Origin of the sequence: Pseudomonas sp. NPDC089395, assembly GCF_044749525.1 — a bacterium.
GTDB lineage: Bacteria > Pseudomonadota > Gammaproteobacteria > Pseudomonadales > Pseudomonadaceae > Aquipseudomonas.
This window is the reverse complement of sequence record NZ_JBIVID010000019.1, coordinates 35,221-56,419: the sequence shown is the minus strand read 5'-3', so window position 1 is coordinate 56,419 and position 21,199 is coordinate 35,221. Positions and strand designations below refer to the sequence as shown.

Annotated in this window: 17 protein-coding genes and 1 pseudogene; 13 read left to right on the top strand and 5 right to left on the bottom strand. The window is 65.3% G+C overall.

What is annotated here, in order from left to right; all coding sequences use genetic code 11:
* Window positions 1-149: 149 nt before the first annotated feature.
* Both ACIPZG_RS25820 and ACIPZG_RS25815 read right to left on the bottom strand, forming a co-directional pair.
* Complete coding sequence (locus ACIPZG_RS25820; RefSeq protein WP_400718187.1) at window positions 150-776, bottom strand: response regulator transcription factor; 627 nt, start codon at window positions 774-776, stop codon at window positions 150-152.
* 12 nt (window positions 777-788) lie between these two features.
* A complete protein-coding gene (locus ACIPZG_RS25815) occupies window positions 789-2,195 on the bottom strand; it encodes a sensor histidine kinase (RefSeq protein WP_400718185.1) in 1,407 nt (468 codons plus the stop codon).
* A 192-nt stretch (window positions 2,196-2,387) separates the two neighbouring features.
* Here ACIPZG_RS25815 and ACIPZG_RS25810 point away from each other — a divergent pair, with 192 nt between their 5' ends.
* The 3 genes from ACIPZG_RS25810 to ACIPZG_RS25800 all read left to right on the top strand — a co-directional run bounded on the left by ACIPZG_RS25810 (window position 2,388) and on the right by ACIPZG_RS25800 (window position 7,108).
* The gene (locus ACIPZG_RS25810; protein WP_008093672.1) at window positions 2,388-4,010 is read left to right on the top strand and encodes an acyl-CoA synthetase; all 1,623 of its coding nucleotides are present in this window, start codon (window positions 2,388-2,390) and stop codon (window positions 4,008-4,010) included.
* An 80-nt stretch (window positions 4,011-4,090) separates the two neighbouring features.
* Window positions 4,091-5,860 (top strand): acyl-CoA dehydrogenase C-terminal domain-containing protein, encoded by a 1,770-nt coding sequence (locus tag ACIPZG_RS25805; protein ID WP_400718183.1) that lies wholly within the window; start codon window positions 4,091-4,093, stop codon window positions 5,858-5,860.
* Window positions 5,861-6,100: 240 nt separating this feature from the next.
* On the top strand, window positions 6,101-7,108 hold the full coding sequence (locus ACIPZG_RS25800; protein ID WP_400718181.1) for a FecR family protein: 1,008 nt from the start codon (window positions 6,101-6,103) through the stop codon (window positions 7,106-7,108).
* A gap of 4 nt (window positions 7,109-7,112) precedes the next feature.
* Here the strand turns inward: ACIPZG_RS25800 and ACIPZG_RS25795 are convergent, their stop codons facing one another.
* A complete protein-coding gene (locus ACIPZG_RS25795; RefSeq protein ID WP_400718179.1) occupies window positions 7,113-8,432 on the bottom strand; it encodes a Na+/H+ antiporter family protein in 1,320 nt (439 codons plus the stop codon).
* A gap of 157 nt (window positions 8,433-8,589) precedes the next feature.
* On the opposite strand from ACIPZG_RS25795, the pseudogene ACIPZG_RS25790 reads away from it, so the two are divergent.
* Together ACIPZG_RS25790 and ACIPZG_RS25785 are read left to right on the top strand one after the other, a co-directional pair.
* Window positions 8,590-10,020, top strand: a pseudogene (locus tag ACIPZG_RS25790) (HAMP domain-containing protein); the annotation flags it as partial.
* Window positions 10,021-10,122: 102 nt separating this feature from the next.
* Window positions 10,123-10,878: a methyl-accepting chemotaxis protein gene (locus ACIPZG_RS25785; protein WP_400641532.1), complete on the top strand. Its 756-nt coding sequence runs from the start codon at window positions 10,123-10,125 to the stop codon at window positions 10,876-10,878.
* Here the strand turns inward: ACIPZG_RS25785 and ACIPZG_RS25780 are convergent.
* Window positions 10,863-12,761: a S8 family serine peptidase gene (locus ACIPZG_RS25780; protein WP_400718177.1), complete on the bottom strand. Its 1,899-nt coding sequence runs from the start codon at window positions 12,759-12,761 to the stop codon at window positions 10,863-10,865. The genes ACIPZG_RS25785 and ACIPZG_RS25780 overlap by 16 nt on opposite strands.
* Before the next feature lie 142 nt (window positions 12,762-12,903).
* Between ACIPZG_RS25780 and ACIPZG_RS25775 the strand changes: the two genes are divergently transcribed.
* On the top strand, window positions 12,904-13,920 hold the full coding sequence (locus ACIPZG_RS25775; RefSeq protein WP_400718196.1) for an ABC transporter substrate-binding protein: 1,017 nt from the start codon (window positions 12,904-12,906) through the stop codon (window positions 13,918-13,920).
* A 12-nt stretch (window positions 13,921-13,932) separates the two neighbouring features.
* Here the strand turns inward: ACIPZG_RS25775 and ACIPZG_RS25770 are convergent, their stop codons facing one another.
* Window positions 13,933-15,420, bottom strand: a complete 1,488-nt coding sequence (locus ACIPZG_RS25770; RefSeq protein ID WP_400718175.1) for an aldehyde dehydrogenase family protein — start codon at window positions 15,418-15,420, stop codon at window positions 13,933-13,935.
* Window positions 15,421-15,621: 201 nt separating this feature from the next.
* On the opposite strand from ACIPZG_RS25770, the gene ACIPZG_RS25765 reads away from it, so the two are divergent.
* The 7 genes from ACIPZG_RS25765 (at window position 15,622) to ACIPZG_RS25735 (ending at window position 21,196) form a co-directional block, all read left to right on the top strand.
* The gene (locus tag ACIPZG_RS25765; RefSeq protein ID WP_400718173.1) at window positions 15,622-16,773 is read left to right on the top strand and encodes an amine dehydrogenase large subunit; all 1,152 of its coding nucleotides are present in this window, start codon (window positions 15,622-15,624) and stop codon (window positions 16,771-16,773) included.
* 15 nt (window positions 16,774-16,788) lie between these two features.
* The gene (locus tag ACIPZG_RS25760) at window positions 16,789-17,325 is read left to right on the top strand and encodes a MauE/DoxX family redox-associated membrane protein (protein ID WP_400641254.1); all 537 of its coding nucleotides are present in this window, start codon (window positions 16,789-16,791) and stop codon (window positions 17,323-17,325) included.
* A 5-nt stretch (window positions 17,326-17,330) separates the two neighbouring features.
* Complete coding sequence (mauD, locus tag ACIPZG_RS25755; RefSeq protein WP_400641256.1) at window positions 17,331-17,966, top strand: methylamine dehydrogenase accessory protein MauD; 636 nt, start codon at window positions 17,331-17,333, stop codon at window positions 17,964-17,966.
* Between the two features lie 14 nt (window positions 17,967-17,980).
* On the top strand, window positions 17,981-18,502 hold the full coding sequence (locus tag ACIPZG_RS25750) for a methylamine dehydrogenase light chain (protein WP_008094646.1): 522 nt from the start codon (window positions 17,981-17,983) through the stop codon (window positions 18,500-18,502).
* Between the two features lie 4 nt (window positions 18,503-18,506).
* Window positions 18,507-19,025 carry a cytochrome C gene (locus ACIPZG_RS25745; protein ID WP_400718170.1) on the top strand — a complete coding sequence of 173 codons (519 nt, stop codon included), beginning with the start codon at window positions 18,507-18,509 and terminating at the stop codon, window positions 19,023-19,025.
* A 413-nt stretch (window positions 19,026-19,438) separates the two neighbouring features.
* A complete protein-coding gene (gene msuE / locus ACIPZG_RS25740; protein WP_008100285.1) occupies window positions 19,439-19,999 on the top strand; it encodes an FMN reductase in 561 nt (186 codons plus the stop codon).
* A gap of 9 nt (window positions 20,000-20,008) precedes the next feature.
* On the top strand, window positions 20,009-21,196 hold the full coding sequence (locus tag ACIPZG_RS25735) for an acyl-CoA dehydrogenase family protein (protein WP_400718168.1): 1,188 nt from the start codon (window positions 20,009-20,011) through the stop codon (window positions 21,194-21,196).
* The last annotated feature ends 3 nt before the right edge of the window (window positions 21,197-21,199 follow it).

The following is a 21,199-nucleotide window of genomic DNA, read 5'->3' as shown; positions in this document are numbered from 1 at the left end:
GTACGGGGATCGGTTCATCAGGCCGACCTGGTAAAATCAGGGCCTGCCTAGCGGCAGGCCCTTACCGGCCCGCACACAAAAAAACTGACAGTCCCTTCATCCGCGATGCGCCGCGCGGGCGGCGCTCGATTTGCGCATCACCAAAAATCTCAAGCCTTCCCCCCCAGCGCCTCCACCGCACCACAGGCAATCGCCATCCCCACCAGCTCCGCCAGACTCTGCGCCTGCAACCGCTTCATCACCCGCCCCCGATACAAATCCACGGTCTTCACACTGACCCCCAGCCGCTCGGCGATCTCGCGATTGTTCAACCCCTGCGCCAACGGCACGAACACATCACGCTCACGCGGCGTCAGGCCATCGACCCGCGCCTGCACTTGCGCCAGCGCCTGCTCCCCCTTGCGCGCCTCCCCTGCCCGCTCCAGCGCAGCCTGCACACTGTCGAGCAGCAACTGGTCGTTGTAGGGCTTCTCGATGAAATCGCAGGCCCCCGCCTTGAACGCCCGCACCACGATCGGCACATCGGCATGGCCGCTGACGAAAATCACTGGAATGGCCAGCCCGCGCTCGCGCATCGCCTGCTGCACCGCCAGGCCACCCAGGCCCGGCATGCGCACATCCAGCAGCACACACGCCGGCCCATCCTCTGCGCAGGCATCGAGAAACGCCTGGCCACTGTCGAACGGCAAGGCCTGCAGGCCCACCGACTCAAGCAACCAGACCGTCGAATCACGCATGCCCTGGTCGTCATCGACCACATAAACCTTCGCTTGCACCCTGCCCTCTCCTTATCCCCTGCTCACCGCCAGGCGGCAGCACACGACCAGCCCGCCGAACTCACCCGCGCGCGCCCACAAGCTGCCACCAAAACCCTCGATCAGGCTGCGGCTCATGCTCAAGCCCAGCCCAAGCCCGTCAGCCTTGCTGGTGTTGAATGGCGTGAAGATCGCCTCCAGGCGTTCCTGCGCCACACCCGGCCCCTGGTCTGCCACCTCGACCAGTACCCCGTCGCCGTCGCGCGCGGCGCCCAGCAGGATACGCGACGGCTGTTGAGCATGCTGCTCGCGGTTGGCCTCGATGGCGTTGCGCAGCAGGTTGAGCAGCACTTGCTCGAGCAATACCCGGTCGGCGAACACCGCAGGCATCTGCCCACCGATGCGCAGCTCGACACTGACCTGATCGCGGGCCGCTTCCCAGGCGCACAGGCGCATGGCCTCGGCCGCGACTTCAGCCAGGTCGACGGCCTCGAGACGCCGCGGCCCCTTGCGCAGGAATGCGCGCAGGCGGCGGATCACTTCGGCCGCATGGGTGGCTTGCTCGCTGATGCGCTGCAGGCCCTGGCCGACCCGCTCGCGTGCCTGCGGGTCGCGCTCCAGCCCCTGTAGATAGCGCAGGCTGGCATTGGCGTAGTTGACCACCGCCGCCAGTGGCTGGTTGATTTCGTGGGCGATGCCCGACGCCAGCTCACCCAGGGTGGCGAGCCGGGCGCTGTGGGCGAGGTTTTCCTGGGCCTCGATGCGCAGGGTGATGTCACGCGACACGGCGACCACCTCCACCACCGCGCCGGTGTAGGTTTCGCGGATCGCCCGGCTGGCGATCTCGAACCAGCGGTAGCCACCGGTGGCATGGCGCACCCGGCAGGTCATGGTGTGGTAGCCGTCCTGATCCAGCGCAGCGGACGCCTGGCGCAGGGCCTGGCGGCGCTCACTCGGGTGCAGCAAGGCCAGTACCGGCATGCCACGCAATTGCTCGGGCCACAGGCCTAGCAGGCGGTAGGCGGCAGGCGAGGCATCGAGGAAGCGGCCGTCGGGGCTGTGCCGGGAAATCAGGTCGGTGGTGTTTTCGATGATCAGCCGATACAGGCGCCGGGCGCGGTTGGCTTCCCGCGCGGCCTGACGTTCCTCGCTGGCCTCTCGGCAACGGGCAAGTACCTGCTGGCCCTGGTCGTCGGGGATGAAGGTCCACAGCACGGTGCGTTCGCCCACCTGGGTTTCCACCTCGGCGATTGCACGGTGCTGGCGCAGGCAGGCGCGTACCAGGGCCGGGCAGTTGTTCGGTAACCAGTCGGCCAGCGGCGGGCCACCCTGGACCAGGGCCTGCAAGGCGGGGTTGATGGCCAGCGCGCTGCAATCGGCCGCCAGCAACAGACTGGGTTGCGGGTCCTTGGCAAGCAAGGCGGTGTGGGTTGTTTCCACGGTAGAGGCTCTTGTTATAGTAGTTTTACTATATTGCTATAGTCGATATTCCATCTACCATAGCTGTTCGCGTAAAACTGCGACAGGGGCAAGCGGCCATCGGCGCGCTGTCCACACCCTGATCAGAGCTAACAATCAGCCAACGGGGGCCACACGCACAGGCTGCGTCTGCCTCCTTAACAGGATTTCCGCATGTCGATCTTCTCCCAGGGCCTGATGCCCGCTGCCGTCAACCACGTCGCCCTGACCCCGTTGAGCTTCATCGAGCGCACCGCTGCCGTCTACGGCAACTACCCGGCCGTCATCCACGGCGCCATCCGCCGAGACTGGCGCGAGACCTACCAGCGCTGCCGACGCCTGGCCAGCGCCCTGGCCGGACGCGGTGTCGGCCGCGGCGACACGGTGGCGGTAATGCTGCCGAACATTCCGGCGATGCTCGAGGCGCACTTCGGCGTGCCGATGATCGGCGCCGTGCTCAACACCCTCAACGTGCGCCTCGATGCCGAAGCCATCGCCTTCATGCTGCACCACGGTGAAGCCAAGGTGCTGATCACCGACCGCGAGTTCCACACGGTCATCGAAGCGGCCTTGGCCTTGCTCGAACACCCGCCCCTGGTGGTCGACGTGGACGACCCCGAATACGGCGAAGGCCGAGCGGTCAGCGACCTGGACTATGAAGCCCTGCTCGCCGAAGGCGACCCGGAGTTCGCCTGGGAATGGCCCGATGACGAGTGGCAGGCGATCTCGCTCAACTACACCTCCGGCACCACCGGCAACCCCAAGGGCGTGGTCTATCACCACCGCGGGGCGTACCTCAATGCCATCGGCAACCAGATGACCTGGGGCATGGGTCACCGTCCGGTGTACCTGTGGACCCTGCCGATGTTCCACTGCAACGGCTGGTGCTACCCCTGGACCATCACCGCGCTGGCCGGCACCCACGTGTTCCTGCGCCGGGTCGACCCACAGAAAATCCTCACTCTGATCCGCGAGCACCGGGTCAGCCACCTGTGCGGTGCGCCGATCGTGCTCAATGCGCTGGTCAACATGCCCGAGGCCGCCAAGGCCGCCATCGAACACCCTGTGCAAGCCATGGTCGCCGGTGCCGCGCCACCGGCGAAAGTGATCGGCGCCGTGGAAGAAATGGGTATCCACGTCACCCACACCTATGGCCTGACCGAGGTGTACGGCCCGGTGACGGTGTGCGCCTGGCACGATGAATGGCAGGACCTGCCACTGGAGGACCGGGCGCGGATCAAGTCGCGCCAGGGCGTGCGCTACCCGACCCTCGACGGCCTGATGGTGGCCGACCCGCAAACCCTCGAACCGGTGCCGCGCGATGGCAACACCCTGGGCGAGATCTTCATGCGCGGCAACACGGTGATGAAGGGCTACCTGAAAAACCCCGAAGCCACCGCCGAGGCCTTCCGTGGCGGCTGGTTCCACACCGGTGACCTGGCGGTGTGGCACGCCGACGGCTATGTCGAGATCAAGGACCGGCTCAAGGACATCATCATTTCCGGTGGCGAGAACATCTCCACGATCGAGGTCGAGGACACCCTCTTCAAGCACCACGCCGTGCTTGAAGCTGCCGTGGTGGCGCGCGCCGACGAGAAGTGGGGCGAGACGCCATGCGCCTTCGTCGCGCTCAAGCCCGGGCACGAACATACCCGCGAAAGCGACATCATTGGCTGGTGCCGGGAGCACATGGCCGGGTTCAAGGTGCCGAAGACCGTGGTCTTTGGCGAGTTGCCCAAGACCTCCACCGGCAAGATCCAGAAGTACGTGCTGCGCGACCGCGCCAAGGCACTCTGAAACCCTAGCGGCCCTATCGCCGGCAAGCCGGCGAGAGGGCCTGACCAGTCAGCCAATCCATTTGCCCGAGCGACCCGCCAATGACCGACTACACCGCCCCCCTGCGCGACATGCGCTTCATCCTTCATGACGTGTTCCAAGGCCCTGCCCTGTGGGCGCGCCTGCCTGCCCTGGCCGAGCGCGTAGACGGCGAAACCGCCGACGCCATCCTCGAGGAGGCCGCCAAGGTCACCGCCAACCTGATCGCCCCGCTCAGCCGCAACGGCGACGAACAAGGCGTGCACTTCGACGCAGGCCATGTCACCACCCCGGACGGTTTCCGCGAAGCCTGGCGCACCTACCGCGAAGGCGGCTGGGTGGGCCTGGGTGGCAACCCCGAGTACGGCGGCATGGGCATGCCGAAAATGCTCGGCGTGCTGTTCGAAGAAATGCTCTACGCCGCCGACTGCAGCTTCAGCCTGTATTCGGCGCTGAGCGCCGGCAGCTGCCTGGCCATCGACGCCCATGCCAGCGAGGCGCTAAAGGCCGCCTACCTGCCCGCGCTGTACGAAGGCCGCTGGGCCGGCACCATGTGCCTGACCGAACCCCACGCCGGCACCGACCTGGGCCTGATCCGCACCCGCGCCGAACCCCAGGCCGATGGCAGTTTCCACATCAGCGGCAGCAAGATCTTCATCACCGGCGGCGAGCAGGACCTGACCGAGAACATTGTGCACCTGGTACTGGCCAAACTCCCGGACGCCCCCGCCGGCGCCAAAGGCATCTCGCTGTTCCTGGTGCCCAAGTTCTTGGTGGCCGCCGATGGCAGCCTGGGGCCGCGCAATGCCGCGCACTGCGGCTCGATCGAACACAAGATGGGCATCAAGGCGTCGGCGACCTGCGTGATGAACTTCGACGGTGCCACCGGTTACCTGGTGGGTGAAGCCAACAAAGGCCTGGCGGCCATGTTCACCATGATGAACTACGAACGCCTGTCCATTGGTATCCAGGGTATCGGCTGCGCCGAGGCTTCGTACCAGAGCGCGGCCCGCTATGCCAACGAGCGCCTGCAGAGCCGCGCCGCGGTGGGTCCGCAGGCGCAGGACAAGGCCGCCGACCCGATCATCCACCACGCTGACGTGCGGCGCATGCTGCTGACCATGCGCACCCTCACCGAAGGCGGCCGCGCCTTTGCCGCCTATGTGGGCCAGCAACTGGACCTGACACGCTATGCCGAAGACGCCGGCGAGCGCCAACACGCCCAACGCCTGGTGGCGCTGCTTACGCCAGTGGCCAAGGCGTTCTTCACCGACAACGGCCTGGAAAGTTGCGTGCTCGGCCAGCAGGTGTTCGGCGGCCATGGTTACATTCGCGAATGGGGCCAGGAGCAGCGCGTGCGCGATGTGCGCATCGCGCAGATCTACGAAGGCACCAATGGCATCCAGGCCCTCGACCTGCTCGGGCGCAAGGTGCTGGCCGACGGCGGCCAGGCCCTGGCCGGCTTCGCCGCCGAAGTACGCGCCTTCTGCGTGAGCACACCGCTGCACCGTGACGCCTTGCAGGCCAGCCTGGTGTGTCTGGTTGCCTGCAGTGAGTGGTTGAGCGCGCGGGCGCGCGAGGATGCCAACCTGGTCAGCAGTGTGGCGGTGGAGTACCTGCACCTGTTCGGCCTGACGGCCTACGCCTACATGTGGGCGCGCATGGCGGCAGTGGCCTTGGCCAAGCACGATGAAGATCCGGCGTTTTATGGCGCAAAGCTTGCGACAGCCGAGTTCTTCTTCCAGCGCGTGCTGCCACGCAGCCTGGCATTGGACGCGAGCATTCGTGCAGGGAGTGCGTCACTTTACCGCATGACGCCTGAGCAGTTCTGACGGCCCTGTCGCCGGCAAGCCGGCTCCCACAGATTCCCTGCCGGTCCCGGGTCTGGCGCCGTACCTGTGGGAGCCGGCTTGCCGGCGATGAGGCCCTTGCAGGACCCCGCGAAACGTTCTCAAACACTGAAATTCGATTGCCCAACCGACGAAAAACCCTCACAACTGATAGTCATTCGCCATTACCTCGGTTCTCGGAACCCCTGCGCAGGGGTAGAATGCGCAAAACCCGGAGCCGCAATGAACCAAGACCGCCTCAATCCCAGCCCAGACGATGCCATTACCGACGCCGCCGCGCACTGGTGCATGCGCCTGCACGCCGACGATTGCACGCAGGTCGAGCGCGAAGCCTTCACCCGCTGGCTGGCCGCCGACCCGCGCCACGCCGACGAGTACCAGGCCATGCTGGAGATCTGGCAAACCGCCGACTTGCTGCCCCGCACCGCTACGGTCATCGACTTCAACCCGCCCTCGCAACGCATGCCCCAGCGCCGCAACTGGCGCCCGCTGGCGTCGGCCGCGGCGCTTGCCCTGCTGGCCTTGCCCCTGGCGGCTTGGGTCGGTTGGGAGCAAGGCTGGCTACCCAACCACTACCAGCACTTCAGCGCCAGCGATAACACCCAGACTGTGCAGCTGAGCGACGGCAGTACGGTCGAGCTCAACCTCAACAGCGAACTGACCTACCTCAATTACAAGGACCGGCGCCAGGTCACCCTCAAGCGTGGCGAGGCGTTCTTCAAGGTGCAGCACGACAGTGCGCACCCCTTCATCGTGCAGGCAGCGCATGGCCAGACGCGGGTGACGGGTACTCAGTTCAACGTGTGGAAGTACGAGGACCAGGTGAAGGTCACGCTGGTGCAAGGTTCGGTGTTGGTCAGCAGCAATGGCAGCACGGGCGGCTACCGACTCGGCCCCGGCATGCAGGCCAGTTACCGCACCGGCGACTTCGAGCCACAGATGGCCCAGAGCGACGACTACGGCAACAGCCTGGCCTGGCGCAGCGGCAAGCTGGTACTCGACAACCTCAGCCTGGAACAGGCCTTGCCGGTCATCAACCGCTACCTGGAGAAGCCGCTGCTGCTGGCCGATGCCCGCACCGGTCAGATTCGCATCAGCGGCATCTACAACACCCGCGAAGTCGGGCGCCTGGTGGACAACCTGCCCAAGGTGCTGCCGGTCTACCTGACCCGCAGCAAGGACGGCAGTACCGTGCTCAACGGCATTTCCCCGCCGCCCGACAAGGGCTGAGGCCCTACAGCGTCATCGCCGCCAGCCAGCCGAAGGCCAGCAGTGGCAGGTTGTAGTGCAGGAACGTCGGCACCACGGTATCCCAGATATGGTGATGCTGGCCGTCCACGTTCAGCCCCGAGGTTGGCCCGAGCGTCGAGTCCGATGCTGGCGAACCCGCATCACCCAAGGCACCCGCCGTACCGACGATGCACACCGTGGCCAGCGGGTCGAAGCCCAGCTGCACGCACAGTGGCACGAATATCGCGGCCAGGATCGGTACCGTCGAGAACGACGAACCGATCCCCATGGTCACCAGCAGTCCCACCAACAGCATCAGCAAGGCACCAATACCTTTGCTGTGGTCGATCCACTGCGCCGATGTTTCCACCAGGCTCTTGACTTCCCCTGTGGCTTTCATCACGTCAGCGAAGCCCGATGCGGCAATCATGATGAAGCCGATCATGGCCATCATCTTCATGCCTTCGGTGAACAGGTCGTCGGTCTCTTTCCAGCGCACGATGCCTGACAGCGAGAAGATCAAGAAACCGACCATGGCGCCGATGATCATCGAATCCAGCCACAGCTGGACGATGAACGCCGAGGCAATGGCCAGCCCCGCCACCAGCAGCGTCAGCGGGTTGTACTGGACACTCACCTGCTCCACCTGTTCGATGCGCGCCAGGTCGTAGTCGCGCTTCTTGCGGTAGCTGACGAACACCGCCAGCAGCAGGCCGGCCAGCATGCCCGCGGCCGGAATGGCCATGGCATGGGTGACGTTGACCCCGCTCACATCGACCCCGGCACGGGCGACATTGGCCAGCAGGATCTCGTTGAGGAAGATGTTGCCAAAGCCCACCGGCAGGAACATGTACGGCGTGATCAAGCCGAAGGTGATGACACAGGCGATCAGCCGGCGGTCGATGCGCAGGCGGGTCAGCACGTACAGAAGCGGCGGCACCAGCAGCGGGATGAAGGCGATGTGGATGGGCAGGATGTTCTGCGATGACACGGCCACTACCAGCATCAGGCCGATCAGTAGCCATTTGATCTTGCCACCGTTGCCGTGCCCCTGGCGGTCGATCATGCTCAGGGCACGGTCGGCCAGGGCATGGGCCAGGCCTGACTTGGCGATGGCCACGGCAAAGGCGCCGAGCAAGGCATACGACAACGCCACCGTGGCGCCACCACCCAGGCCGCCGTTGAAGGCCTTGAGCGTCCCCTCGATACCCAGCCCTCCGACCAGGCCTCCGACCAGCGCGCCGATGATCAGGGCGATCACCACGTGCACCCGGGACAGGCTGAGTATCAGCATGATGCCGACGGCGGCTATCACAGCATTCATGGTTTGGTTTACCTCGTGGCGACAGACAAAAACCGCGCACTCTGAAGCAGTGGGGGGCGGATGTCAAAAGCGCCATGGTACGGCGTGTTACGCGGGTCGGTGAATTTTAATTGAACGTTTGAATAAAGAAAAATGCGGGGGCGACGATATAGAGGGGATGCGGGGGTGCATGGTTTGGGTTGTGTGGTGTTTTTTAGATCGAGCGCCGCGCGGGCGGCGCTCGATCTCGAACCCTCCAAAAACCCCAAGCCAGGCCCCCAAAAATCCCACCCAGCCCTTACTGAAAAAAAGGGATCGCCCCATGCCTTTGCGACAACTTTCCATCCAATGGAAGATCACCCTGCTCGCCGGACTCTGCCTGGCCGGCATCGTCACCCTGCTCGTCGGCCTCTCCCTCTACCGCATGGACCACAGCTCGGACCTGGTCAAAGCCAGCAGCATGCAGATGCTTGGCGAAGCGGCGCAGGCGCGCATCGAGTCGCAAGGTGAAGTCCAGGCCCTGAACATCCGTCGCCAGTTCATGGACGCCTACCAGTACGGCGCCGGCTTCGCCCGCCAGGTGCTGTTCCTGCGTGAACAGGCGGACAAACGCTTCCTCGACGCCTTCGACCTGCGCGAGGACATGACCCGCCAAGTCCGCGCCGCCCTGCAGGCCAACCCCGACCTGCTCGGCCTGTCACTGGTCTTCGAGCCCAACGCCCTGGACAACAAGGACAGCCTCTTCGCTGGCAAGCCAGAACTTGGCAGCAACGAAACCGGGCGCTTCGCCCTGTACTGGTCGCAGCCGCGCGCCGGCCAGCTGACCGCCATGGCCCTGCCCGAACACGACATGGCCAACACCGAGATCGGCCCCAGCGGCCAGCCCGCCAACACCTGGTGGGTCTGCCCGCGCAGCAGCGGCAAGGTCTGCGTGGTGGAGCCCTACTTCTACGACATCGACGGCCAACGCGTGCTGATGACCAGCATCGTCTTCCCGCTGAGCGTCGACGGCAAGGTGGTCGCCACCCTGTCCATCGACATCAACCTCAACAGCCTGCAGGCCCTGAGCCAGGAGGCTAGCCGCAGCTTGTACCAAGGCCAGACCACGGTCGGCATCCTCAGCCCCGTCGGCCTGCTGGCCGGCTACAGCGCGGACGCCAGCAAGCTGGCCCAGCGCTTCGAGCAGATCGACCCGGGTCAAGGCGCCGCGTTGGTACGCGACCTGGCTGAAGGCAAACTGACAGTTCATCATGACCAGCAACGCCTGAAAGTGCTCGCCGCCTTCCAGCCGATTCCCGGCGGCAAGCCCTGGGGCGTGCTGCTGGATGTCCCGGAAAGCGCCCTGACCGGCCCCGCCGAGGCACTGAAGCAGGAACTGGACGCGCTGAACACCAGCGGCACCCTGCTGGAACTGGGCTTGAGTCTGGTCGCCGCCATCGCCGGCCTGCTGCTGGTGTGGCTGATGGCCCGCGGCGTGACCCGGCCGATCCTGGGCGTTGCCGCCATGCTCAAGGACATCGCCAGCGGCGAAGGCGACCTGACCCGGCGCCTGACCTACGACAAGCGCGACGAACTGGGCGAACTGGCCGGCTGGTTCAACCGCTTCCTGGACAAGCTGCAACCGACCATCGCCGAGGTCAAACACTCGGTGCAGGCTGCCCGCAGCACCGCCGACCAGAGCTCGGCGATTGCCAGCCAGACCAGCGCCGGCATGGAGCAGCAGTACCGCCAGGTCGACCAGGTGGCCACCGCCTCGCACGAGATGAGCGCCACCGCCCAGGACGTTGCCCGCAGCGCCGCCCAGGCCGCACAGGCGGCGCGCGAGGCCGACCAGGCCACCCGCGAAGGGTTGACGGTCATCGACCACACCACCCAGCGCATCGACGCCCTGGCCGCCAACATGAGCCAGGCCATGGCCGAGGTCGAGGGCCTGGCGCAGAACAGCGAGAAGATCGGTTCGGTGCTGGAAGTGATCCGCTCGATCGCCGAGCAGACCAACCTGCTGGCGCTCAACGCAGCCATTGAAGCCGCGCGCGCCGGTGAAGCGGGCCGTGGGTTTGCCGTGGTGGCCGATGAAGTGCGCAATCTCGCGCAAAGGACCCAGGAATCGGTGGAAGAAACCCGCCAGGTGATCGAAGCCTTGCAGGCTGGCACCCGTGAAGTGGTCGGCGCCATGGACAACAGTCACCGCCAGGCCCAGGGCGGTGTGCAACAAGTGGGTCAGGCGGTCACTGCGCTGCAGCGCATCGGCCAGGCCGTCAGCGTGATCACCGACATGAACCTGCAGATCGCCTCGGCCGCCGAGGAGCAAAGCGCGGTAGCCGAGGAAATCAACAGCAACGTCGCCACCATCCGCGATGTCACCGAGTCGCTGTCGGGCCAGGCCAACGAGTCGGCGCGGGTCAGTCAGTCGTTGAACAGCCTGGCCAACCAGCAGCAGGCCTTGATGGATCAGTTCCGGGTCTGATCTTCAGGGGCGCAGGCGTCGCCACAGAAGCCGTCGTCCGGCAAGTGGAACCGCCCTGCCTGAAGAATGCGATCAAGCAGCATCAGGGCGCCCTGCACATTGGGCCGGGCGCCCATGGGCAGGCGATCGCTGTCAGGTAGCGTGGCATCCGCGTAGCCCGACTGCATGACCAGCAGGTGGATCTGGTCGGTGTTCAGGTAGAGGTGGTGCTGCTCGATGGCATAGGCCTGGATCAGGGCCAGCGACCCGGCCACCAGAGGGGTGGCGCTGGAGGTGCCGGTGTAGTTGTCGGTGTAGTCCCGATCGTGGCCCTCCCGGTCCTGCAAATCGCCGTAACCCAGCGTTGCCACGCTGTCGCCCCAGGCGTTGAGCATGCGGTAGCGGTAGTTGTAATTGGAGTACTGATGGGGCTTGCCATCCCAGGAATGGCAAGCGCCCACCAGGATCGCGTCGGCATCGCCTTGGTCGTTGAAGTAGCGCCATTGTGAGAGGTCGACACCATAGTTGGCGCTCGTACCTACCGCAGGGTCGGCCCTGTAGGTGCCATTGCAGGCGGCATTGAGCACCACCGCGCCACGTGTGCTCAGCGCGCGGGTAACGTCCCACCAGGCCTTATCGTGCAACGAGGGCAGGAAAGTGCCCAAGGCATTGATGTGGGCCGTCTGGCGGTTGACGGCGACGATGTCACCGGGCTGGGTATAGGCCAGCAGCTTCTTCAAGGTCTGTGAGTAGCCTCGGGCATCCACTGCACGGTTGTCGTACAGAAACAGCTCCGCAGCATGGCACACACCCGTCATGCCAACGCCGTTATCAGTTGCCAGCAGTATCCCCGCCGATGCCGTGCCGTGGTCAGGATCGGAGTTGACCGTGGGTGGGATGAGCTTCAGCCGGGGGTTGCCGCGCAGGTCTTCATGGTTGGCATGCAGGCCACCGTCGGAGAAATGCACCCGCGCGCCCCTGCCCTTCACACCCGCTTCCCAGGCCTTGCGAATGTTCAAGCCTTTATCCCTGGAGCCCGGTGTTTCCAGATAACGTTGCAACGCTTCGAAGTCAGGCGTTGGCTGCGCCTCCTCGTAGGCGTTATTGCCTGCCACGACGGCGGCGCCCGTCAGCAACGTGGCGATGGCCGCGGCAGCGGCAAACAGATAGCCGTAATCGAGCTGCGGTGGCAGAAAGGCCACATTTTCAATGCAGTCGAGCACCGCCAGGCGCTCGGACAACGCGAGAAATGCCGCGTTGGTCATCGTCGTCGGCTGCTCGATCCAGTAGTAGTTGGCGAGTGCCTGGAAGCGTTCATCATCACGCTCATGCGGCTCCAGAAACGGCTCAAGGTCGATGGCCTCGGCATCGCTGTACTGCCCGGTCATGAACTGTGCATGGCCACCCTCCCTGAACGCCACGATCAGCGCGGGGTAACGCTCGGTCTCTGGTAACTCAGGCAACGCCTGCGAGTCTTGCACCTCGCGTCGGCGTCGCGCGGATGCCGCAGGCAGTGGCACGCGGTCAAGGATACGGCGGGTCAGCTCGGCCTCGCTCACCTCGATCACCAGCGGCCCCTCGCGCAACACCGCATCGGCGTCATGCTCCAGGTCCAGCGACATGATTGCGCTGTCGAGCAGGCTGACCAAGGGTGTAATCACATAAGTGCCCGCCTGTACCTCGCAGCTCAGGGTGGCCGGGCAACCATGGTTGGAGACCCTGCCGCTGTCGGCCTGGGAAGGTACGGTGGCGCCATCGAGATGCACCACACCTTCGTCCGTCCTGCGCTCCAGCAGGTAATGGATGGACTTGACCTTGGGCAGGTCGTCGCCGATGCAGCGCACGTGGAACTTCCCGTCGAACATGAAGTTGCGGTAATACACAAATTGAAGAGCGAAACCCATCTCGTACTCCTGCCATCTCGGCTTGCGGGGCACGCAGCCTTGCAGCCCACTCCCGCCACAAGCAGACTGAAACCGTTCCAGGCGCCCCGGAGCCGTCGTCTACACTTGCCCGTCACCTGACATGACAACCCGTGAGGTGCAGATGAAGAAAATTCCAACGCTGCTGGCCGGCCTGCTGCTCGCCGTGGGCCTGGCCAGCACCGACAGCGCCGCCTCCGCCGAGCAGCGGGCGCCCATCCACTTTGGCGCCATCAACTGGGAAAGCGGTGCCTTGACCACCGAAATCCTGCGCCTGATCGTCGAGCGCGGTTACGGCTACCCCACCGACACGCTGCCCGGTAGCACCGTCAGCATGGAAGTGGCACTGGCGCGCAATGACCTGCAAGTGGTCGCCGAAGAATGGGCCGGGCGCAGCCCCGCCTGGGTCAAGGCCGAAGCGGCCGGCCAGGTGTTCGCCCTGGGCGACACCGTGAAGAACGCCGAAGAAGGCTGGTGGGTGCCGGCCTACGTGATCAAGGGCGACGCGGCACGCGGCATCAAGCCGGCGGCGCCGGAGCTGCACAGCGTCGACGACCTCAAGCGCTACCCCGAGGTGTTCAGCGACCCGGAAGCACCCGGCAAGGGCCGCTTCCTCAACAGCCCGAGCGGCTGGACCTCGGAAATCGTCAACACCCAGAAACTCAAGGCCTACGGGCTCGATGGCCTGTACAACAACTTCCGCAGTGGCACGGGCGCGGCGCTGGACGCCGAGATCGACTCGTCCATCCGCCGTGGCAAGCCGGTGCTGTTCTATTACTGGAGCCCGACACCGTTGATTGGCCGCCACGACCTGGTGCGGCTGCAGGAACCGCCGTTCAATGCCGAGCACTGGGCCACCCTGCTCGACCCCAGAAACCCCAACCCAAAGGGCAGCCAGTCGCTGCCGGCGAAACTGTCGATCGGGGTGTCCAAGGCGTTTCGCGAGGGCTACCCGGACCTGGTGGCAGTGTTCGAGAAAGTCGACTTGCCGATCGACCTGCTGAACAAAACCCTGGCGCAGATGAGCGAGAAACGCCTGGCACCCGAAAAGGCCGCGCAAGCGTTCCTGCGCGACCATCCCGAGGTGTGGAAACCCTGGTTGCCGGCCGACATCGCGGCCAAGGTCGCCAGCGACCTGTGACCGCGCGGGCCTTCAGTAGCGGATCATCACCGACTTCAACTCGGTGTAGTCGTCGATGAACGCGCTACCGAACTCGCGCCCCACCCCGGACGCCTTGCTACCGCCGAACGGCACCGCCGGGTCGAGGAAGGTGTGCATGTTGACCCACACCGTGCCGGCCTCGATCCGGGGAATCAACCGCAGCGCCTTGGACAGGTCGTTGGTCCACAGGCTGGCGGTCAGGCCGTAGGGGCTGTCGTTCATCAGCTCGACCAATTGCTCTTCGTCATCGAACGGCAGCACGCAGACGATCGGTCCGAAGGTTTCCTCATGCAGCAGCGGGTCGTTGGCGTCGTTGGCCAGCACCACGGTCGGCTCGACGAAGTAACCCGGCCGGTCTACCGCCTTGGCACCGCAGATCACCGTATTGCTGGCGCGGGCACGCTCGAAGAAACCGAGGATCTTCTCCAGGTGTGCGGCATTGGCCAGCGGGCCGAACTGGGCTTCGGGATCCAGCGCCGAGCCGATCGTCAACTGCCCCAGCGCTGCGCCCAGTTTGCGGGTGACTTCATCGACCTTGCTGCGGTGCACGTACAGCCGCTCCGGTGAGGCGCACACCTGACCCTGGTGCACGTAAGCGGTCTGCACGATGCCGGCCACGGCACCGTCCACGTCCACATCGGCCAGCAGCGCCGCCGCGTTCTTGCCGCCCAGCTCCAGGGTGGCGCGGGTCAGGTTGGCCGCCATCGCTGCCTTGCCCACGGCGATGCCGGTCGGCACGGATCCGGTGAAGGCCACCTTGGCCACATTCGGGTGCTCGATCAGTCGCTGGCCCACCGCACCACGACCGTTAACCACGTTCAAGGCGCCCGCCGGCACACCGGCTTCGATCGCAAGTTCGGCGATGCGCAACAGCGTCAGCGGCGTGAACTCGCTGGGCTTGATCACGATGGTGCAGCCGGTGACCAGGGCCGAGGCGATCTTCCAGATGCCGATCATCACCGAGAAGTTCCACGGCACGATGCCGGCCACCACCCCCACGGGCTCGCGCAGGGTGAAGGCGGTGTAGCGCTCGCCGGCGAACGAGGGGATCGACGGGGTCATGGTCTGCCCGGTGATCTTGCTTGCCCAGCCGGCGAAGTAACGCAGAAAGACTACACTTTGAGCGATTTCCAGCCCGCGCGAGAGGTTGATCGACTTGCCCGAGCACAGGGTTTCGAGCTGTGCCAGTTCCTCGGCATTGGCTTCGATGAGGTCGGCCAGTCGGTTGAGCACCACCCCTTTCTGATACGGCGAAACCTGTGCCCAGGCGCCCTTGAACGCTTGCCGGGCACTGTCCACGGCACGCGCCACTTCGGCTTCACTGGCCTCGGCGACCTGGCCGATGACCGCGCCGCTGGACGGGTCATGCACGTCGATCGACGGCCCCGCCTCGCCTGCCAGGTACTGGCCCTCGATGAAGTGGCCATGGGGCCTGGCGAGGAATTCGACCACGGCAGGTAACAGCTGGATATCGCTCATGACATGACTCCTGGATTGGCAGTGGAAAAGCTGTGCGGGCCGATCTTCAGGCGCCTGGCTACCGGTCTGCCAGCCCTGCCAGGCGTTTTGTCAGGGAGCCTCAAGAGAATGTCACGCTGGCCAAAGCAGCGCTTCGGGCCAGGCGGCAAACTGCGATGACTGCGATTTCTGCATAACCCATAACAACATCGGAGATAGCCAATGCGTCGCGTCGACAGGCTCAGCATCTCGGCGGCCCTGGCCCTGGCCCTGGCCGCAAGCACCAGCGCGGTGCGGGCCGAGCTGCCCGCCGAAGAGATCGGCAGCAACACCCTGCCGTTCCCCCCGGACCCTCACCGTGTCTACATCCTCGATGTGGATTTCAAGAACCCCATCGCCGGCAAGGTGGTGGTGGTCGACCCGAAGGCCAAGCGCATGCTCGGCATGACCACCAATGCCTTCGTCGCACCGACCGCGCTCAGCCCGGACAACCGCACCCTGTACTCGGCCAACCTGTTCTACTCGCGGGGCACCTACGGCGAGCGCACCGACGTGCTGGTGGCCTGGGACACCCAGACCCTGCGCCCGGAATGGGAAGTGGTATTGCCGGCCAAGCGCGCCAGTACCCTGACCGAGAAGTACGCCATGGGCATCAGCGCCGACAGCAAGCTGGCCTATGTCTTCAACCTCACCCCTTCGACCTCGGTGACCGTGGTCGACACCCAGTCGCGCAAGGTCGCCAGCGAAGTGGCGATCAGCGGCTGCGTGCTCAACTACCCGGTGGGCAAGCGCAGCTTCGCCTCGCTGTGCGGTGACGGCCAGCTGCTGCTGGTCACCCTCGACGACCAGGGCAAGGAAGTGTCGCGCACGCAGACGCCGTTCTTCGACCCGAACAAGGTGCGCCTGAACGAGCGCGCCATCGCCAACGGCGACACCTACTATTTCACCACCACCCATGGCGAGGTGTACCCAGTCAGCTTCGAAGGCGGCAAGACCAAGCCCCTGCCTACCTGGTCGCTGGTCAGCGACGAAGAGCGCAAGCAAGGCTGGGCGCCAGGTGGCTGGCAGGCATTGGCCGTGGCCCCTGGCCTGAACCGCCTGTATGCGCTGATGCACGACCAGCACACCGACGGCAAATGGGAAGACCCGAGCACCATCATCTGGTCCTTCGACCTCAAGACCGGCAAGAAGCTCGGCACCCTGGAGTCGCCGAAACCGGTATGGAGCCTGCAGGCGAGCCACGACAAGGCGCCGATCCTGGTGGCCACCGACCTGGAAGGCGGCGTGCAGTTCTTCGACCTGGCCACCGGCAAGCACAGCGGCGCGATGAACCAGATCGCCGACACGCCAGTGCTCACCCTGGCCCCTTGGTAAGCAGGAGACACGACCATGCTCGACCCTGTCCTGGTCATTGCCGCCAGTACCGCACTGGCGGCACTGCTGGCCAGCGCTGCCAGCCACAAGCTACGTGACTGGCGCGCCTTCAACGGCATCGTGCGCGCCTACCAGGTGCTGCCCGATGCGCTGGTGCCCGCGGCCACAACCAGCCTGGCGCTGGCCGAGCTGGGCCTGGCGCTGGCCTTGCTGCTGCCCGCCTGGCACGGCCTGGCGGCCCTGGGCGTAGTGCTGCTGATGGCGCTGTACGCCAGTGCCATCGGCCTGAACCTGTGGCGCGGGCGCCGCGACATCGACTGCGGTTGCTCCGGCCCCGGTGCCGCGCAACCGCTGCGCCCGGTGCTGCTGCTGCGCAACCTGGTGATCGCCCTGCTCGCGGGCCTGGCCGCCGTGCCGATGGCCGAACGCGCACTGGGCGCGCTGGATATCTTCGTGGTGATCGCGGCCGGTGCCGTGGCGCTGCTGATTCATGTAGCGGTGGATGGCCTGTTGGCCAATCAGCCGCGTCTTGCCAAATTGACTGGGAGATAACCTCCATGCAACTGCTTATCGCATCGAACATCCTGCTCTGGCTGCTGCTGATCGCCGTCGCCTTCACGGTCATGGCCCTGGTCCGCCAGATTGGCGTCCTGCACAGCCGCATCGCCCCAGCGGGCGCGCTGATGGTGGACAAAGGCGTCACCGTCAACGACCCTGCGCCGCAAGTGACCGCCGCCGACCGCCACGGCCGCCCGGTGAACATCGGTTACCGCGCCGAGCGCTCGCAGCTGCTGTTCTTCCTCGCCCCGGGTTGCCCGGTGTGCAAATCGCTGCTGCCGGCGGTGAAGTCGATCGCCAAGGACAACAGCGGCGAGCTGGACGTGATCTACGTCAGCGACGGCGACTTCACTGAACAGCAAGCGCTGATCGAGGCCAACGGCCTGCAGCAGGCCACCTATGTGGTCGGTCCGGAAATCGGCATGACCTACCAGATCGGCAAGCTGCCCTATGCCGTGCTCATCGACCAGGCCGGCACCCTGCGCGCCAAAGGCCTGGTGAACTCCCGCGAACACCTCGACAGCCTGTTCGAAACCGTCCACCTGGGCAGCGCCACGCTGCAGCACTACCTGCATGGCGAGCACAAGCACGACCACGCCCATGACCACGCCCACCCACACAGCGCGCAGCACTGATCGCGGAGCCCACCATGAGTTTTCTCGACAAACTGTTTGAACGCTCCAGCCGCCATGTCGCCGACACCACCTCGCGGCGCAAGGTGCTGGCCCGCCTCGGCTCGCTGATCGTCGCCGGTGCTGCCCTGCCGGTGCTGCTGCCGATCGACCGTACCGCCAAGGCGCTGGCGGCCGACGAGCCGAAGATGGGCGACCCGGGCGACCCGACCAGCTGCGACTACTGGCGCAACTGCTCGATCGACGGCTTCCTCTGCTCGTGCTGCGGCGGCTCGATCACCTCCTGCCCGCCCGGCACCGAGGCCTCCCTGGTGACCTGGATCGGCACCTGCCGCAACCCGGCCGATGGCAAGAACTACATCATCTCGTACAACGACTGCTGCGGTAAGCACGCCTGCGGCCAGTGCGCGTGCTCACGCAACGACGACGAGCAACCGCTGTACCGGCCGTTCAACAACAACGACATCAACTGGTGCCTGGGGGCCGAGTCGAAGATCTACAACTGCACCGTCACCATCATTCGCGGCGTAGCGGTGTAGCGCCATGAAGGGTGTGACGGCGCTTCTGCTCCTGTGCCTGCTGGCGCCGCTGGCCCAGGCCAGGACCCTGCCCAACCCCAACCAGCGGCCGGCGCCCGGCAATGAAGTGCCACCGGTGCCGATTGCCCAAGCCGGGTACTCGGTGCCGGTGAACTACCAGCTGCAGTGCGCCGGCTGCCACCGTGACAGTGGTGAGGGGTCGGCGGCCAACGATACACCGCGCATGCAGGGTTTCGTCGGCAACTTCCTGAAGGTGCCGGGGGGGCGCGAATTCCTGGTGCGGGTGCCGGGGATTTCACAGTCGGCGCTGAACGATCAGCAGATTGCCGACCTGCTCAACTGGCTGCTGGCACGGGATGGAATGGCAGGCGAAAGCTCGCCTGAACAGTGGCAGCCGTATAGCGGTGAGGAAGTGCAACGGGTACGCCATACCAGCATGCTCAACCTGCCCCACGTGCGGGCCGGGTTGATCGAGGCGATGCAGGCCAAGGGGATCGTCATCAGCGATGGGCTTGGCCACTGAATCACGCGAGTGCTCTACGTTCAGCCCGCTCGGTCAGCGGGCTTTTTTTTTGCCTTCGAGGGCCCTATCGCCGGCAAGCCGGCTCCCACACCGACACCACAGTTCTCAAACGCTGCGCTGTGCCTGTGGGGCCGGCTTGCTGGCGACAGGGCCCTGAAATCAAATAAAGATATAACAATATGAATTCTTATTCTTTTTTATTTGAAAACAACTCCTTTATAACGTTTCCAACTGTACAGCCGCCAACACCCGGCCAACTGTCTGCAGCGCAACACCGAATCAACATCCAACGCCCACAAGGCAACACCGGTCGAAGCCATCAAAGGCACACAACCTGTTGATTCATAACAAAATTCAAAACCGGCACGACGATTGCTCAAGCAAAGTCCCGCTTATTCAACCGGAGACCTGCCATGAGCGCCCCCCTGAATGTCGTAGCCCTGTCCGGCGGCACTTCCCGCCCTTCGCGCACCCTGACCCTGACCGAGGCCATCCTCGCCGAACTGGGCCAGCACCTGAACATCAAGCCGCACCTGATCGAGCTGGGCGACATTGCCCGCCCCCTGGGCGCCGCGCTGTGGCGCAGCGAACTGCCCGAATCGGTCGAGCATCAATTGCGCCTGGTGGAAAAGGCCGATCTGTTGGTGGTGACCACCCCGGTCTACCGCGGCAGCTTCCCAGGCCACTTCAAGCACCTGTTCGACCTGATCGGCCAGGACGCCCTGGTCGACACCCCGGTGCTGCTGGCCGCCACCGGTGGCAGCGAACGCCACGCCTTGGTGCTGGATCACCAACTGCGCCCGCTGTTCAGCTTCCTGCAGGCGCTGACCTTGCCGATCGGAGTGTACGCAAGCCAGGCGGAACTGGCCGATTACCGGGTTTCCAGCGATGCCTTGAATGCCCGCATCCGCCTCGCCGCCGAGCGCGCCGTGCCGCTGTTCGGCGCCCACCATGCGCTGCGCAAGAGCGCTTGAGGAGCGGCCATGAATGCACCGGTAACCCCTGCCCAACGCCCTGCCCTGGCCATCGCCCGCGAACTGGCCGGGCAGTTCGCCCAGAGCGCCGTCGAGCGTGACGAGCGCGGCGGCACGCCCAAGGCCGAACGCGACGCGCTGCGCGACAGCGGCCTGCTGTCGTTGGTGATCCCACAGGCCTTCGGTGGCCAGGGCGCCAGCTGGCACGACACCTTCGAGGTGGTGCGCGAGTTCGCCCGCGTCGACAGCTCGCTGGCCCACGTGTTTGGTTTCCATCACTTGATGCTGGCCACCGTGCGCCTGTTTTCCCGCCCCGAACAGTGGCAGCCGTGGTTCGAACAGACCGCGCGCAAGCACTGGTTCTGGGGCAACGCCCTCAACCCGCTGGACACCCGCACGGTGGTCAAGCACTTCGATGGCTGGTGCGAGTTCTCCGGCAAGAAGAGCTTCTGCTCCGGTGCCAGCGACTCGGAAATGCTGATTGCCTCGGCCGTGGACGAACGCGCCGGCGGCAAGCTGCTGATTGCCGCGATCCCCAGTGGCCGCACCGGCATCACCCTGCACAACGACTGGAACAACATCGGCCAGCGCCAGACCGACAGTGGCAGCGCCACCTTCGAACGGGTGCGGGTCGAGCACAACGAACTGCTGCTCGACCCCGGCCCGCTGAGCACCCCATTCGCCGCCCTGCGCCCGCTGATCGCCCAGCTGCATTTCGCCAACCTGTTCCTCGGTATCGCCGAAGGCGCGTTCGACGAAGCACGCCAGTACACCCTCAAGGAAAGCCGGCCGTGGTTCCGCTCGGGGGCCACCAGCCCCGCCGACGACCCTTACGTGCTGCGCCATTACGGCGAGTTCTGGGTCGGCCTGGAAAGCATGCGGCTGCTGATCGAACGGGCCGCCCAGCAACTCGACCGGGCCTGGGCCAAGGAGCACACACTGAGCGCCGAGGAACGCGGCGATCTGGCCCTGGCCATCGGCACCGCCAAGGTCGCGACCACGCGCCACGGCCTGGATATCTGCAACCGCCTGTTCGAAGTCACCGGCGCCCGCGCCACCCACGCTTCGCTGCGCTTTGACCGTCATTGGCGCAACCTGAGAACGCAAACCTTGCACGACCCGGTGGATTACCGCATCCACGAGCTCGGCGAGTGGGCCCTCAGCGGCAAGCGCCCAGCCCCATCCTTCTATTCCTAAGGA

Bases quoted from the DNA above. Each gene is read 5' to 3' on its own strand.
- ACIPZG_RS25795 (WP_400718179.1), bottom strand. From the start codon at position 8,432: ATGAATGCTGTGATAGCCGCCGTCGGCATCATGCTGATACTCAGCCTG.
- ACIPZG_RS25775 (WP_400718196.1), top strand. From the start codon at position 12,904: ATGAAGAAAATTCCAACGCTGCTGGCCGGCCTGCTGCTCGCCGTGGGC.
- ACIPZG_RS25765 (WP_400718173.1), top strand. From the start codon at position 15,622: ATGCGTCGCGTCGACAGGCTCAGCATCTCGGCGGCCCTGGCCCTGGCC.
- ACIPZG_RS25800 (WP_400718181.1), top strand. From the start codon at position 6,101: ATGAACCAAGACCGCCTCAATCCCAGCCCAGACGATGCCATTACCGAC.
- ACIPZG_RS25810 (WP_008093672.1), top strand. From the start codon at position 2,388: ATGTCGATCTTCTCCCAGGGCCTGATGCCCGCTGCCGTCAACCACGTC.
- ACIPZG_RS25750 (WP_008094646.1), top strand. From the start codon at position 17,981: ATGAGTTTTCTCGACAAACTGTTTGAACGCTCCAGCCGCCATGTCGCC.
- ACIPZG_RS25735 (WP_400718168.1), top strand. From the start codon at position 20,009: ATGAATGCACCGGTAACCCCTGCCCAACGCCCTGCCCTGGCCATCGCC.
- ACIPZG_RS25745 (WP_400718170.1), top strand. From the start codon at position 18,507: ATGAAGGGTGTGACGGCGCTTCTGCTCCTGTGCCTGCTGGCGCCGCTG.
- ACIPZG_RS25805 (WP_400718183.1), top strand. From the start codon at position 4,091: ATGACCGACTACACCGCCCCCCTGCGCGACATGCGCTTCATCCTTCAT.
- msuE (WP_008100285.1), top strand. From the start codon at position 19,439: ATGAGCGCCCCCCTGAATGTCGTAGCCCTGTCCGGCGGCACTTCCCGC.
- ACIPZG_RS25760 (WP_400641254.1), top strand. From the start codon at position 16,789: ATGCTCGACCCTGTCCTGGTCATTGCCGCCAGTACCGCACTGGCGGCA.
- ACIPZG_RS25785 (WP_400641532.1), top strand. From the start codon at position 10,123: ATGGAGCAGCAGTACCGCCAGGTCGACCAGGTGGCCACCGCCTCGCAC.
- mauD (WP_400641256.1), top strand. From the start codon at position 17,331: ATGCAACTGCTTATCGCATCGAACATCCTGCTCTGGCTGCTGCTGATC.
- ACIPZG_RS25770 (WP_400718175.1), bottom strand. From the start codon at position 15,420: ATGAGCGATATCCAGCTGTTACCTGCCGTGGTCGAATTCCTCGCCAGG.
- ACIPZG_RS25780 (WP_400718177.1), bottom strand. From the start codon at position 12,761: ATGGGTTTCGCTCTTCAATTTGTGTATTACCGCAACTTCATGTTCGAC.